The organism is Eubacterium uniforme (assembly GCF_900167115.1).
GTDB lineage: Bacteria > Bacillota > Clostridia > Lachnospirales > Lachnospiraceae > Eubacterium_S > Eubacterium_S uniforme.
Window position 1 is genome coordinate 47,634 of sequence record NZ_FUXZ01000007.1, and the last position, 14,399, is coordinate 62,032.

Here is a 14,399-nt window from a genome sequence, read left to right on the forward strand (position 1 = left end):
TAAAGAGTTATATAATGTTTGCTGAGACTAAAATATAAGTTTTTGGAGAAAAAAGTGAGTAATAACGAAGAAAGACAGTTGGATTTAAAAGATATTAGAAGTGAAATTGATGTAATTGATAAGGAACTTGTTGATTTATTTGAAAAAAGAATGAAATTATGTAGAGATGTGGCTGAGTTTAAGTTTAAAACTGGTAAAGCTGTTTTGGATAGAGAAAGAGAAAATGAAAAACTTGCCACATTAACAAGTCTTGCAAAAGATGATTTTTCAAAGCATGGTATTGAAGAATTGTTTACTCAAATCATGTCAATGAGTAGAAAGTATCAATATAGATTATTAGCATCAAAGGGTTTAAATGATACTTTAGAATTTAATTTTGTAGATAGACTTTGGAAAGATGATGTGAAAGTTGCATATCAAGGAATTCCAGGTGCATACAGTCATGAAGCTTTAAGAAGTTATTTTGGTGAATACGTGGAAGAATATAATGTACCTACATGGAGAAAAGCCATGGAGGATATTAGAGATGGTAGAGCTGATTATGCAGTACTTCCAATAGAAAATTCTCAGGCAGGTGCAGTAGGAGACGTATATGATCTTTTAATGGAATTTGAAAACTATATTGTTAAGTACGTTGATATAAAAATTAATCATGCTTTGTTAGGCGTTAAAGGTGCTAATTTGGATGAGGTGAAAACTGTATATTCACATCCACAGGCTATAATGCAAAGTCGTGAGTTTTTAGAGAAATATGATTGGCAGGAAGTTGCTCAGAGTAATACTGCAGTGGCTGCTAAAAAGGTATCTGAGTTAAATGATAAATCAAAAGTTGCAATAGCAAGTATAAAAAATGCAGATATTTATGGACTTGAAGTATTAGCAGAACATATTAATACTAGTGATGTTAATACAACTAGGTTTATTATTTTATCAAGAAGTAAAATTTGTAAGAAGGATGCAAATAAGATTCTTATTAGTTTTGAGGTTGCACATGAAAGTGGTTCTTTATATGGTGCATTAAGTCATATTATTTATAATGATGTTAACATGACAAAGATTGAATCAAGACCAATTCCTAATAAGAAGTGGCAGTATAGATTTTTTGTTGAAATAGAGGGGAAAGTTGATAGTCCAGGTGTGGTTAATGCACTCCGTGGACTTAACGCAGAAACTATTAATATGAGAATTTTAGGAAATTATTAGGGTATAAAATATGCAACCAGTAACAATAATGATGCCACCAGGGGATATTAAACCAATTGGTGTTATGAACTTTGTTCATGGTATGTGTGAACATAGAAAAAGATATGAAAAAATAATGACATATTATTCTAAAAAGGGATATATATGTGCAATGAAAGACTTAAAAGGTCATGGAGAGAATATCGAAAAACCTGAAGATTTAGGATATGTTGGTAAAAAAGGTTATATGCAGTATATCGATGATTTGCAGGACTTTAATGTATATTTAAGAAGAGAGTATCCAGGAATACCGTTGATTTTAATTGGACATAGTATGGGCTCATTAATTGTAAGAACTTATATAAAAGAGCATGATGATATGATAGATTGTCTTATTATTTCAGGAAGTCCATCTAATAGCAAATTGACTGGATTAGGAAAGATTTTAACTCGAGTTCTAGCGGTATTTAATGGGTGGGAATATAGAAGTCCAATGATTGCAGATATGGTTACCGGAGCGTTCGAAAAACCATTTGCTACGGAGGGAATTAAAAATTCATGGTTATCATCGGATATGGGTGTTGCCACTCTCTATAATAAAGATCCGTTATGTGGATTTACATACACTCTTAATGGTTATATGGCTTTACTTGATCTTGTAAAGCAGACATATACAGAAAAGGGATGGAAGTTAAAAAATCCGAAACTGAGAATAGCTTTTTTATCTGGAGAAAAAGACCCTTGCAGGGTTAGTAATAAATTATTTAAAACAGCTGTACAGCTTATGCGTAATGTGGGGTATAGAAGAGTAACATCTAAACTTTTTCCGGGTATGAGACATGAAATCTTTAATGAAATAAAAGTTAGAGATGTATATGCTGAAATAGATAATGTGTTAGATACGATATATAAATAATACATAAATGGGATAAAAAAGAGCCTACATATATAGTAGACTCCTTTTTTATCCTAAGGTTCGTTAACCTGACCGCTTACTTTATTAAATAATGCAGCAACCTTAGGTCCTAAAATAGTTAGAGCTGCAATAACAACAAGAGCTATAAGAGTAATAATAAGTCCATATTCTAGCATACTCTGACCATTTTCATCTTTTAAGAAATCTAACATTTTCTTCATAAGACTTATCCTCCTTCCAAACAAAAATCTAACATAACATATCTTACAGATATCTATATTATAACATATTATTTTGAATATGGCATATTAAAAATAAAAAAGTGTAAAATATTTTGATTTCATTTTCTGAAATAATATTTTACACTTTTAATCTAATTAATCATCTTCTTCCTCGTCAGCAGTTGTTTCATAAACTGTACGTTTACGAGCCATTTCATCGCTTTCGAGATATTCATCATATGTTGTAATCTTATCGATGAGTTTACCATTAACAATTTCAAAGATACGGTTAGCTGTTGTCTGTACGACTTGATGATCTCTTGATGAGAAGATAAGTACACCAGGGAACTTAATAAGACCATTGTTAAGTGCTGTAATACTTTCCATGTCAAGGTGGTCAGTAGGTTCATCAATAACTAATACATTAGCACCACTAATCATAAGTTTCGAAAGCATAACTCTTACTTTTTCACCACCGGATAAAACTCTAACTTTTTTAACTCCATCATCACCAGCGAATAACATTCTTCCAAGGAATCCTCTTACATAAGTTGCATCCTTGATTTCTGAATACTGTGTAAGCCAGTCAACAATAATGTCATCACAATCAAAGTCCTTTGTATTATCTTTAGGGAAGTAACTTTGAGTAGTAGTGATTCCCCATTTATAATCACCTTCATCAGGTTCCATTTCTCCCATTAAAATCTTAAAGAGAGTTGTTTTAGCAAGACCATTGCTACCAACTAAAGCAATTTTATCTTCACGGCCAACTACAAATGAAATATCATCTAATACTTTAACACCGTCAATTGTTTTTGATAAGTGTTCAACCGTTAATACTTCATTACCGATTTCACGTTCTGGTCTAAAATCAATGTATGGATACTTACGGCTTGATGGTTTGATTTCATCAAGTTCGATTTTTTCAAGTGCACGTTTTCTTGAAGTAGCCTGTTTCGATTTAGAAGCATTAGCTGAGAATCTCTGAATAAAGTCCTGAAGTTCCTTGATTTTTTCTTCTTTCTTTCTGTTAGCTTCTTTCTGCTGCTTAATAATAAGCTGACTACTTTCATACCAGAAGTCGTAGTTACCAGCATAAAGCTGAATTTTAGCATAATCAATATCCGCAATCTGTGTACAAACCTTGTTAAGGAAGTATCTGTCATGGGATACAACAATAACTGTATTTTCAAAATTAATGAGGAATTCTTCAAGCCAAGCGATAGCATCTAAATCCAAGTGGTTAGTAGGCTCGTCGAGAAGTAATATGTCTGGATTACCGAAAAGTGCCTGTGCAAGTAATACTTTAACCTTAAGTGTACCAGGAAGGTCCTTCATAAGGCTGTAATGATGTTCAGTTTCAACACCAAGACCATTAAGAAGAGTAGCAGCATCACTTTCAGCTTCCCAACCATTCATCTCAGCAAATTCTCCCTCAAGTTCGGCAGCTCTTACACCATCCTCGTCTGAAAAATCAGGCTTCATGTAGATGGCATCTTTTTCTTTCATAATTTCATAAAGACGTGCATTACCCATGATAACAGTATCAAGAACTGTATATTCATCATACTGGAAATGATCCTGCTTTAAGAATGAAAGTCGCTCACCAGGTGTGATAATAACATCACCGCTTGTTGGTTCGATTTCTCCTGTTAAAATCTTAAGAAATGTAGATTTACCAGCACCATTTGCTCCAATGAGACCATAACAGTGGCCGGGTACAAACTTAATGTTTACATCTTCAAATAATGCTTTCTTGCCAAATCTTAGAGATATATTACTTGTACTAATCATATGGTTTGAATCCTCCTATTAACTAATATTTATAGTAATATGTTTCGATATTAAAAACATCAATGATTAGTATATCAGTTTTTCCGTAAAAATCAAGGCAAATCGGTTAGACAAAACAAAGTATTTATGATAAAATTGAAATGATTTTAGGCCTTGTTTTCAGCAAATTTGAACGAAGTTGTTTTGCAAGGACATAAAAATAAAAGATTTATATGAATATTAATATACATAGGAGGCATTATGTTAGGCGAAAACAAAGTTCTTTATAGTGCAATGCAGAGCACAGGAACATTAACTTTAGGAAATTATATGGGAGCACTTGATAACTGGGTAAAGTTAGCTGATGAATATCAGACATTTTATGCAATTGCTGATCTTCACTCACTTACAGTTCGTCAAGATCCAGCAGATATTAGAAAGAGAGCAAGGGACCTTTACATTCTTTATGTTGCAGCAGGTCTTGATCCAGAGAAAAACTGTATTTATTATCAGTCACATGTTGGTGCACATGCTGAATTATCATGGATTTTAAATTGCTTTACATATATGGGTGAACTTAACAGAATGACTCAGTTTAAGGATAAAGCTGCTAAGCATAGTGATAATATTAATGCTGGTCTTTATACATATCCGGTATTAATGGCAGCAGACATTTTATTATATCAGGCTGATGTTGTACCAGTTGGAGCAGATCAGAAGCAGCATCTTGAAATCACAAGAGATATTGCTAACAGATTTAATAGTATTTATGGCGATGTATTTACTGTTCCTGAACCATACATTGGTAAAGCAACAGCTAAAATCATGAGTTTACAGGATCCAACTAAAAAGATGTCTAAATCAGATGAAAATCCAAATGCTAGTATTTTGCTTATGGATGATCCTGATACAATTATGAGAAAGTTTAAGAGAGCAGTTACAGATTCGGATGCTCAGATTATTTACAAAGAAGATAAGCCAGGTATCATGAACCTTATTAACATCTATTCTTCAATTACAGGTAAGACTGTTGAAGAAGTTGAAAAAGAATTTGATGGTAAGGGTTATGGAGATTTCAAGATGGCAGTTGGTGAAAGTGTTGTTAATAAACTTAAACCACTTCAGGATAGATTCTATGATCTTCAGAAGAATAAGGATTACATCAACTCATGCATTAAGGAGAATGATGAAAAGGCTGCATATTTTGCTAATAAGACACTTAGAAAAGCTCAGAAGAAAGTTGGCCTTTTAGAAAGAATTAGATAGTTTTAGCAATGCTGTGAAAACCACAGGAAGGAGATATCCTATACTTAGGATTGTAAATGATATGAAAATAGAGTATAAGACCCCAAATCCTCTTATTAGAGGTGTTCATAAAACTGAAGATGCGTATACATTTACAATGGAAGTATCTTACGATGATTTAAGTAAGGATTGTGGCGTGGTTCTTTATAAAAAAGGTACAAGTGAAGAGTGTATTAGAATACCATTTGATAAGGGTGTTACATGCGGAAGAATTCTTTCGGTAAGTTGTGAAATTGATAATGGATATGATTATGATTACAATTTCTATATTGATGATAAGATAATTACTGATGAGTATGCAAAAGCTATTAATGGAAGAGAAAAGTGGGGAGAAAAATCCACATTTACTTCAGCACCTTTAGATGTTTATGGTAAAGATAAAAAAGACTTTGAGTATTTGCTAAAAAAACCAAGAATTAAACTTAATGATAATGTTATATATAAACTTCATGTAAGAGGATTTACAAAGAGTACTACCGCTAAAGTTAAGAATAGGGGAACATATTCAGGAATAGTTCAAAAGATTCCTTATCTTAAGGAACTTGGAATTAACATGGTTGAACTTATGCCTGCATATGATTTCTTTGAAAATGCAGAAGATAGGGATGAGAAGCTTAGTCCTATTTCTATTGGTACGGATATCATAAATTACTGGGGATATTGTAATGCGTTTTACTATGCTCCTAAGGCAAGTTTTGCTGGAAAGAGTGGAGTTGATGCAATTAATGAATTTAAAAACATGGTTAATGAACTTCATAAAGAAGACATAGAAGTCTGTTTGGAGTTTATGTTCTTAAATAAATCTGCTGAGTATATTCTTAAGTGTTTAAGATATTGGGTTATGACTTATGGTATTGATGCAATTCATTTAACAGGAATTGCTGATGATACTTTAGATATTATATGTGAGGATGCACTACTTGGTGATACGAAAGTATTCGCCATGAATATGAAGAATAATTGTAATGGGTATGAGCAACCTCTGTTGCGAAGATTTGCATCATATAATGATGGATTTTTAAAGGGAGCAAGACATTTCCTAAAAGGTGATGAAGATCAGGTTTCATCTATGTGCTATAACGTTAGAAATAATCCTAATGGAATGGCAAACATTAATTATCTTTCAGGAACTGGTCAGCTTACATTGTTTGATACTGTTTCATATGATAGAAAACATAATGAAGCAAATGGTGAGAATAACAATGATGGTGCTGCGAATGATTTTAGTTGGAATTGTGGTGTTGAAGGACCAACAAAAAAGAGAAAGGTTTTAGAACTTCGTAAAAAGCAGATTAAGAATGCATTTGCTATGCTTTTATTAAGTCAGGGTGTGCCGGTTATATTCTCAGGTGATGAGTGTGCAAATACACAGAACGGAAATAATAATCCATATTGTCAGGATAATGAAATATCTTATATTAAATGGACGAGAAATTCGTTTGAAAAAGAGATATTTGAATATACAAAGAAGTTGATATCTTTTAGAAAGTGTCATGCGATTACACATATGGAAAGTGAAATGAAAAACATGGATTACTTATCAAAGGGTTATCCTGATATGTCATTTCATGGTAGCAGGGCATGGTATTTAGACAGTGGATACTTTAACAGACACTTCTCATTTATGTTGTGTGGTGAGTATGCAGATGAAGTAGAGGATATTTTCGTTGCTTTTAACATGCATTGGGAAGAACAGTCATTTGATGTTCCAAGTCCAAGAAGTGGTATGGTGTGGAAAAAGTATTTAGATACTAATATAAATACAATTGATACATTTATCATTGATGATGTTGTTGAAAGAAGTATTAAAGTGACGCCGAGAACAGTTGTGATTCTTGTTGCTGTTAAAGATGATAGCAAGAAATTAACAAAAAAGAGAAAAAGTAAGTAGTAAAATGATACTAAGCAGAATGCAATAGTTAGTATAAATATGATACTAAATAAATAGAGGGCCTATTATGAATGAAATTAAAGAATGGCTTGAAGAATGTAAAGAGAAATATGGAAATCTAAGTGGAGAACAACTTAAATTAATTGCTTTGTTTTTTATGTTATTAGATCATGTTGGTTATAGAATGACTCTTTGGAATTTAGTTGATAATACTAAGATATGGATTCATATAGGTGATACATTTAGAGTGTTTGGAAGAATAGCATTTCCAATATTTGCTTTTTTAGTTGCTGAAGGTTTCAGATATACTTCAGATAGAAAAATGTATGCATTAAGAATGATGGTATTTGCTGTGATTTCTGAAATACCATTTGATATGCTTAAGAATTATAGTATGCATAAAAATAATGATTATTCTCGCTTTTTTGACATGTCAAGTCAGAACGTTATGTTTACTTTTTTCTTGGCTATAGTAATGCTTGTTCTTATAGAAGAATACAAATTGAGGAAAACTACATATTATGCATATTATGAATATGTATATGTGATTGGATTTTGTATATTTGCTTATATTGTGAGATGCGATTATCATTATTTTGGAATATTGCTTGTATGGTTTTTTTATAAGTATGTGGATGAATTTTATATATGTGTAATATTTGTTACATTAATGTATTTTATGCAGGGAGAATATATGGGAGCGGTATCACTAATTCCAATTTTTTTATATAATGGTAAACGTACAAATAAGCTTATGAGTAGTAGAGAGAGTAAAATGCATAAATATTTCTTTTATGTTTTTTATCCAGTACATATGGTGTTTCTTTCTTTTTTGTTTGATTCTACTATAATATAGGAGATGAAAAATAGTATGGGGTTAATAATTTGTTTTTAGTTTAATATTTAGTGTTTGTGTGTGAAAAGGGAATATGAAAAAACATGAAAAAGTTTAACAGGAGACAGATTTATGAATTCAAAAATTAACGCTGTATTTAAAGCACTAACTAAAACAAGAAAAAGAATAGTACTAGTTTTAATGATGTTGTTAGTGGATGCATATCCATGTGCATTTATATATTTTAATAATATTGACGAAGTAAATATTGCAGGGGCAATTGGACCATTTCTTTTATTCGTTGCGGTATCGGCAGTTGTTGGAATGATAACGTTTAGAATAATGAAAGAGGGAAGTAAAGCTGGTTTATTCACTGCGGTATTTATGATGATATTTATGAATTATATGGTAATTCAAAAACTGGTTAATAAGATATTACCATTTTTATCATATTTATTGTTTTTAATATTAGTAATAGTATTATTAGTATTATTATTTAAGAAAATAAATAAATCAGAAGCAGATTTATATACATGGTGTCAAATTATTACATTTGTATGTGGTGGACTTGTTTTATTTAATGGGTTAGCTGCGATTCCTAAAGTTATTAATGAACACAAGACGGTGAAAAGACTTGATGTTTCTCAGTACGCTGTAAATAAAGATGTGAAAAATAATGTATATTATTTTATCTTTGATGAATATGGTGGATATGAAAATTTAAAATACTATTATGGTTATGACAATTCAAAATTTTATGAAGATCTTGTATCTGAAGGATTTAGTGTTTCAAAGAATACATATAATAGAGAAGGAATAATGACAAGAGATATTGTTCCTAATATTTTAAATCTTGATTATGTTACAGATGTAAATAAACTTGAAAAACAGTGTCTTGATTATTTAAATCAGCCAGTATTATATAGATTCTTTGAAGATATGGGATATCAGATTAATATGATTAATCATGATAATTATCTTTTAGCAAATGGTTGTAACGAATTAAATGAATATAAAGGTAGTTCAAGAAAAAATGAAACTAGAGAAATGCTTGAAAAAATCTTGGAAAACAGCGCCTTTGATTTTATTGATTTAAAGATTAGAAGACAGTTTAAGCATGACATTGATGATGATAAAATTGAAAATATTCAGGTTGTTATTGAAGATTTAAAAAATGCATATAAGTATACTGAAGACAAACCAACATTTACAATAGGTTATATTCAGCTACCACATAATCCATTTATCTTTAAGAGTGATGGAACAATTTCACCTGATAAGTTATACAATCAATGGAATAAGAAAGAAAAGTACATTGAACAATTAAAGTATACAAATAGTCTAATCAAAGAAATTGTTGATAACATTAAAAAGAATGATCCTAAGGCAACAATAGTAATTCAGTCAGATCATGGTGCAAGATATCCATATTTCTGTATGGTTGAATATAAGAGTGATCAATACAATGAAGTTGTAGAAACGGAGAAAATGCAGAATGCATTAAACGTAGTATACAATGGCGAAGATGGCAAAGTCATCGACATATCCGGATTGTCAGCCATTAATACCTGGAGAACAATTCTAAATACAAACTACGGAACTAACTACAAGATGTTAGACGAACCTCACGATTTTGTATTTAAATGGTACTTTACAGATTCCTACAGGTAGTGCAATAATCCACTCAACTCGAATTTGTATTGTCTATCCAGGACTCAGCTCTCGCACGGTGCGGGCTACCCCTAGTGGTACTAAGCTCGTAAGTTGTGGTTTAGATGTCATAAATATTATTAATAAATATAATACGAACATTATATAATAAAAAAACAGGAATCATACTTTGAATGTAAACATTCAGTATGACTCCTGCTTTTTCATTACCTAGCGCTTCGCACTAGGTTTATTAATCATATTTATAACAAACCACGACTTACTCGCTAAGTGCTGAGACCCGCAACGGTCCTCTATAGAAAATATCAAATCCGCCAGTGGGTGGATTATTTGCTTTGAAGAGACGAATCTGTGAAGTACCACTTATGTAGTCGTTGGGTTCGTCTAACATCTTGATGATTAGTCGTAGGTTGTGTTTGTTGCTTGTCTGTATTTGTAGATTGCTGTTCTATTCTGGGTAGACGAGGTGGTCGTCGGTTATGTTTGTTAGGACGTTGTCGAGGTATTTCTTGGCGAGATAGTTTGCCATTGGGAGATTCTGGTCTAAGTAGTTGCCACATTCGATTGGGCTTGCTCCTGGGATGTCTCCGGTGTATGTTGATATGAATTTAAACATATCTGTTAGAAGCGGAACAATGTTTTTAGATTCTATATCACCTGCGATGATTAAGTAAAATCCTGTTCTACAGCCCATTGGACCAAAGTATACGATTTTATCTTTATATTCATTATGGTTTCTTAAATATGTAGCGCCAAGATGTTCTATGGTGTGCATCTCGGCAGTATTCATAACTGGTTCCATATTCGGTCTAGTCATTCTGATATCAAATGTTGTAAGAATCTGACCGTTATAATTATCTTTTCTTGATACATAGACTCCGGGAAGGAGCTTTGTGTGATCGATAGTAAAACTTGCTATTTTATCCATTTGTTAATCCTCCGAGTAATTTTTTGATAATAATAAATATAGCATTTAATGGTGGATTGGTCAATTAAGAGGGAACGAATGTTAACATTTACTTAAAAGTACTTAAAACCCTTTGACCATTGGGCAATATTGGTGTATTATATCTGTTGTGAGATTAATTTAATATGGAGGACATTATGCCAAATAAAGAAAAAATGTCTCCTGAAGAACTAAGACGATACAGAAGACGTGTTGAGCAAAGAAGAAGAGAACGTCTAAGAGTTAGGAGAAATAGACAGATTCTTGGCGGTTTCTTAATTATCATAGGGGTGTTAGTTGTTGTATTTGGTGTTAAAACTATAGGAAAGCATTTACCAAAGAAGAGTAAAAGTAATAAAACTAAAGTTGTTCAGACTACAAAACATTATGAAACTCAGAGAATAGAAACAACCGAGAAGACATCGTACAAAGTAAATGATAAATATTCAAAATTAAAAACAGATAAATTAACTGTGTGCATTGATCCGGGTCATGGCGGTAAGGACAAGGGACATGAAAATGGTGATGTTGTTGAAAGCAAACAGATGCTTGAAATGGCAAAACAGGTGTCGGATGATTTGAGTGCATATGGAGTTAATGTTGTTTTAACTAGAGAAGATGATTCGTTTTTGTATTTAAATCCAAGGTCTCAGGTTGCTAATGATAATAAGGCAGATGTTTTCGTTTCGCTTCATAGAAATGAAGATACTGCAAGTGGTGATACATCAGGAATAGAATTATATATTGACAAGGATGCTGATAAAGATACAACAAGATTAGCTACGGCTCTTTATAAGAGGATAAAGAAGGTATCTGGTATGGATATTTCAAAGACAAAGTATGGTTCTAAAGTTGATGAGGATACAAACTATGTTGTAATAGATGGTGTAACAATGCCTGCTTGTCTTATTTATTTTGGATATGTTAGTAATTCCTCTGATAACCAGGCATTTGCTAAGAATATGAGTAAGTATTCAAGCGCTGTAACAGAAGGTATACTTACATATTTATTAAAAAAACAGGAAGAAGAAAATACAATAAAGGAAACAGAAGAAGAAACATATGATGAGTCTTTGTTACCTTAAAAAAAACACAGGTTTATGCCTGTGTTTTTTTATATTCGGTACACATAGGAAACTCTTATGAGTTTGCATTAAACCACAATATATTGTATAATATATGATTAGGTATAACAAAATGGACTTGAAGAAATAAATCTAAAGGCGGATGTATTTATGATAACTTATAAAGTTAATGCACTTACCTTAGAGACTTATCTATTTTTAAGAGAAGAGGTTAGGTTTAAGAATTTAAGCATTAAGCAAGCACAGATGGCAATAGATAATTGCTTGTTTAATGTCGTAGCGTTTGATGGAGATATGCCAGTTGGTATGGGGCGCGTTGTTGGTGATGGGGCAGTTATATGTTATATACAGGATTTAGTTGTGATTCCGGGTTATCAGAAATTCGGGATTGGAGGTAATTTGCTGGATAAATGCGTTTCGTACGTTGAAAGCATTACGCTTGAAGGTACGGAGATGATGCTTGCACTTATGTGTGCTAAAGGTCGAGAGGGCTTTTATCTTAAGCATAACTTTATTGCAAGACCAACAGAAAATCTTGGACCGGGTATGATTAAATATATTTCAAAGAAAGAAGAATAAACATTTAGCAAACATAGATATAAAAAAGAAAGGAAGATCGGGAAGCCGATTTTGATTATTATGGCAACGAAAACTAAGGAATATGATGAAAGTAGTATATCGATACTTGAAGGATTAGAGGCAGTTAGAAAAAGACCAGGTATGTACATTGGTAGTGTATCAACTAAAGGTCTTAACCATTTGGTATATGAAATAGTTGATAACTCAGTTGATGAGCATTTGGCAGGTCATTGTAGTGAGATAACAGTAACACTTGAAAAAGATGGTACAGCTACAATTACAGATAATGGTCGAGGAATTCCTACAGGTATTCACGAAAAAGCTGGGATCCCCGCTGTTGAAGTTGTATTTACAATTCTTCATGCAGGTGGTAAGTTCGGTGATGGCGGATATAAAATTTCTGGTGGTCTTCACGGTGTAGGTGCATCTGTAGTTAATGCTTTATCAGAGTGGTTAAAGGTAACAATTAAGCGTGATGGTAAGGTGTATGAACAAAATTACGCACGTGGAAAGGTTATGTCAAAACTTAAGGAAGTTGGAACATGCAGAAAGAATGATACTGGTACATCTGTAACATTCTTTCCTGATGGAGAGATATTTGAAAAGACATATTTTAAGGCTAGTTCCATAAAGAGTCGTTTACATGAGACAGCTTATCTTAATCCAAATCTTACAATAACTTTTGAAAATAAAAGAGTTGGAGAAGAGGAAAAGGTTGTATTTCATGAAGAAGAAGGAATTAGTGCCTATGTAAAAGCTCTTAATAAGGAAAAAGAACCAGTACATGATGTTGTGTACTTTAAGAGAGCAAGTGAAGGTATGGAACTTGAAGTTGCATTTCAGTTTACAACAGACTTTCAGGAAAACATCATAGGTTTCTGTAATAATATTTGTACACAGGAAGGTGGTACACATATTACAGGTTTTAAGAGTAAGTTTACTTCTGTTATAAATCAGTATGCAAGAGAACTTGGCATATTAAAGGAAAAGGATAATAACTTTACTGGTGCTGATGTTCGTAATGGTATGACAGCGATTGTTGCAATTAAACATCCTGCTCCAAGATTTGAAGGTCAGACAAAGACTAAGCTTGATAATCCAGATGCGGGTAGAGTAACATCAGAAATTGTTGGTGAAGAAACAGTTCTTTATTTTGATAAAAACCTTGATAACTTAAAGGCAGTTATAGCCTGTGCTGAAAAATCAGCTAAGATTAGAAAAGCAGAGGAGAAGGTTAAGACAAATCTTCTTACAAAGCAGAAGTTTTCTATTGATAGTAATGGAAAACTAGCTAACTGCGAAAGTAGAAAGCCAGAAGAGTGTGAAGTTTTCATAGTCGAAGGTGATTCCGCTGGTGGTTCTGCAAAAACAGCAAGAAATAGAAAAACACAGGCTATACTTCCGATTAGAGGTAAGATACTTAATGTTGAAAAGGCTACAATAGATAAGGTTTTAGCAAATGCTGAAATTAAAACCATGATTAACACATTTGGTTGTGGTTTTTCAGAAGGATATGGTAATGATTTTGATATTAGCAAACTTCGTTATAATAAGATTATTATTATGACAGATGCTGATGTCGATGGTGCGCATATTGCGACACTTTTACTAACATTCTTCTATAGATTTATGCCAGATCTTATTAACTATGGGCATGTATATTTGGCAACACCACCACTTTATAAGGTAGTACCTAAAAAGGGTGAGGGTGAATATCTTTATGATGATAAAGCGCTTGAAAAGTATAGAAAGAATCATTCAGGATTTACATTACAAAGATACAAAGGTTTAGGTGAAATGGATGCAGACCAACTTTGGGAAACAACACTTAATCCAGAAACAAGAATATTAAAACAGGTTGAAATAGAAGATGCCATGATGGCAAGTGATGTAACAGGTATGCTTATGGGTAGTGATGTTGCACCACGAAGAGAATTTATTTATACACACGCAAATGATGCGGAGTTAGATGTGTAATGTCATAAGGAGGGGCCC

Annotated in this window: 12 protein-coding genes; 9 read left to right on the forward strand and 3 right to left on the reverse strand. The window is 32.5% G+C overall.

Annotation, left to right across the window (positions count from 1 at the left end; all coding sequences use genetic code 11):
* The first annotated feature begins 54 nt into the window (after nt 1-54).
* Together B5D16_RS06240 and B5D16_RS06245 are read left to right on the forward strand one after the other, a co-directional pair.
* Nucleotides 55-1,203, forward strand: a complete 1,149-nt coding sequence (locus B5D16_RS06240) for a bifunctional chorismate mutase/prephenate dehydratase (RefSeq protein WP_242943002.1) — start codon at nt 55-57, stop codon at nt 1,201-1,203.
* A gap of 28 nt (nt 1,204-1,231) precedes the next feature.
* A complete protein-coding gene (locus B5D16_RS06245; RefSeq protein WP_159444308.1) occupies nt 1,232-2,098 on the forward strand; it encodes an alpha/beta fold hydrolase in 867 nt (288 codons plus the stop codon).
* 53 nt (nt 2,099-2,151) lie between these two features.
* On the opposite strand, the gene B5D16_RS06250 is transcribed toward B5D16_RS06245, so the two are convergent.
* Together B5D16_RS06250 and B5D16_RS06255 are read right to left on the reverse strand one after the other, a co-directional pair.
* On the reverse strand, nt 2,152-2,319 hold the full coding sequence (locus tag B5D16_RS06250) for a Flp family type IVb pilin (RefSeq protein WP_078766122.1): 168 nt from the start codon (nt 2,317-2,319) through the stop codon (nt 2,152-2,154).
* A gap of 156 nt (nt 2,320-2,475) precedes the next feature.
* Nucleotides 2,476-4,113 carry an ABC-F family ATP-binding cassette domain-containing protein gene (locus tag B5D16_RS06255; RefSeq protein ID WP_078766123.1) on the reverse strand — a complete coding sequence of 546 codons (1,638 nt, stop codon included), beginning with the start codon at nt 4,111-4,113 and terminating at the stop codon, nt 2,476-2,478.
* 240 nt (nt 4,114-4,353) lie between these two features.
* On the opposite strand from B5D16_RS06255, the gene trpS reads away from it, so the two are divergent.
* The 4 genes from trpS (at nt 4,354) to B5D16_RS06275 (ending at nt 9,794) form a co-directional block, all read left to right on the forward strand.
* Nucleotides 4,354-5,358, forward strand: a complete 1,005-nt coding sequence (gene trpS / locus B5D16_RS06260) for a tryptophan--tRNA ligase (protein WP_078766124.1) — start codon at nt 4,354-4,356, stop codon at nt 5,356-5,358.
* A gap of 61 nt (nt 5,359-5,419) precedes the next feature.
* A complete protein-coding gene (locus B5D16_RS06265; protein ID WP_078766125.1) occupies nt 5,420-7,288 on the forward strand; it encodes an alpha-amylase family glycosyl hydrolase in 1,869 nt (622 codons plus the stop codon).
* Nucleotides 7,289-7,355: 67 nt separating this feature from the next.
* Nucleotides 7,356-8,144 (forward strand): TraX family protein, encoded by a 789-nt coding sequence (locus tag B5D16_RS06270; RefSeq protein WP_078766126.1) that lies wholly within the window; start codon nt 7,356-7,358, stop codon nt 8,142-8,144.
* A 111-nt stretch (nt 8,145-8,255) separates the two neighbouring features.
* Complete coding sequence (locus tag B5D16_RS06275) at nt 8,256-9,794, forward strand: alkaline phosphatase family protein (RefSeq protein WP_078766127.1); 1,539 nt, start codon at nt 8,256-8,258, stop codon at nt 9,792-9,794.
* A 448-nt stretch (nt 9,795-10,242) separates the two neighbouring features.
* On the opposite strand, the gene B5D16_RS06280 is transcribed toward B5D16_RS06275, so the two are convergent.
* Complete coding sequence (locus B5D16_RS06280) at nt 10,243-10,722, reverse strand: S-ribosylhomocysteine lyase (protein WP_078766128.1); 480 nt, start codon at nt 10,720-10,722, stop codon at nt 10,243-10,245.
* Nucleotides 10,723-10,898: 176 nt separating this feature from the next.
* On the opposite strand from B5D16_RS06280, the gene B5D16_RS06285 reads away from it, so the two are divergent.
* From B5D16_RS06285 to B5D16_RS06295, 3 genes are all read left to right on the forward strand, one after another.
* A complete protein-coding gene (locus B5D16_RS06285; RefSeq protein WP_159444309.1) occupies nt 10,899-11,825 on the forward strand; it encodes an N-acetylmuramoyl-L-alanine amidase family protein in 927 nt (308 codons plus the stop codon).
* A 150-nt stretch (nt 11,826-11,975) separates the two neighbouring features.
* Nucleotides 11,976-12,404 (forward strand): GNAT family N-acetyltransferase, encoded by a 429-nt coding sequence (locus B5D16_RS06290; RefSeq protein WP_078766130.1) that lies wholly within the window; start codon nt 11,976-11,978, stop codon nt 12,402-12,404.
* Between the two features lie 60 nt (nt 12,405-12,464).
* Nucleotides 12,465-14,381 carry a DNA gyrase/topoisomerase IV subunit B gene (locus B5D16_RS06295; RefSeq protein ID WP_078766131.1) on the forward strand — a complete coding sequence of 639 codons (1,917 nt, stop codon included), beginning with the start codon at nt 12,465-12,467 and terminating at the stop codon, nt 14,379-14,381.
* Nucleotides 14,382-14,399: the final 18 nt, after the last annotated feature.

What these genes read in the sequence shown, in the direction of transcription:
- B5D16_RS06245 (WP_159444308.1), top strand. Translation starts at nt 1,232, where the DNA reads ATGATGCCACCAGGGGATATTAAACCAATTGGTGTTATGAACTTTGTT.
- B5D16_RS06250 (WP_078766122.1), bottom strand. Translation starts at nt 2,319, where the DNA reads ATGAAGAAAATGTTAGATTTCTTAAAAGATGAAAATGGTCAGAGTATG.
- B5D16_RS06255 (WP_078766123.1), bottom strand. Translation starts at nt 4,113, where the DNA reads ATGATTAGTACAAGTAATATATCTCTAAGATTTGGCAAGAAAGCATTA.
- trpS (WP_078766124.1), top strand. Translation starts at nt 4,354, where the DNA reads ATGTTAGGCGAAAACAAAGTTCTTTATAGTGCAATGCAGAGCACAGGA.
- B5D16_RS06265 (WP_078766125.1), top strand. Translation starts at nt 5,420, where the DNA reads ATGAAAATAGAGTATAAGACCCCAAATCCTCTTATTAGAGGTGTTCAT.
- B5D16_RS06270 (WP_078766126.1), top strand. Translation starts at nt 7,356, where the DNA reads ATGAATGAAATTAAAGAATGGCTTGAAGAATGTAAAGAGAAATATGGA.
- B5D16_RS06275 (WP_078766127.1), top strand. Translation starts at nt 8,256, where the DNA reads ATGAATTCAAAAATTAACGCTGTATTTAAAGCACTAACTAAAACAAGA.
- B5D16_RS06280 (WP_078766128.1), bottom strand. Translation starts at nt 10,722, where the DNA reads ATGGATAAAATAGCAAGTTTTACTATCGATCACACAAAGCTCCTTCCC.
- B5D16_RS06285 (WP_159444309.1), top strand. Translation starts at nt 10,899, where the DNA reads ATGCCAAATAAAGAAAAAATGTCTCCTGAAGAACTAAGACGATACAGA.
- B5D16_RS06290 (WP_078766130.1), top strand. Translation starts at nt 11,976, where the DNA reads ATGATAACTTATAAAGTTAATGCACTTACCTTAGAGACTTATCTATTT.
- B5D16_RS06295 (WP_078766131.1), top strand. Translation starts at nt 12,465, where the DNA reads ATGGCAACGAAAACTAAGGAATATGATGAAAGTAGTATATCGATACTT.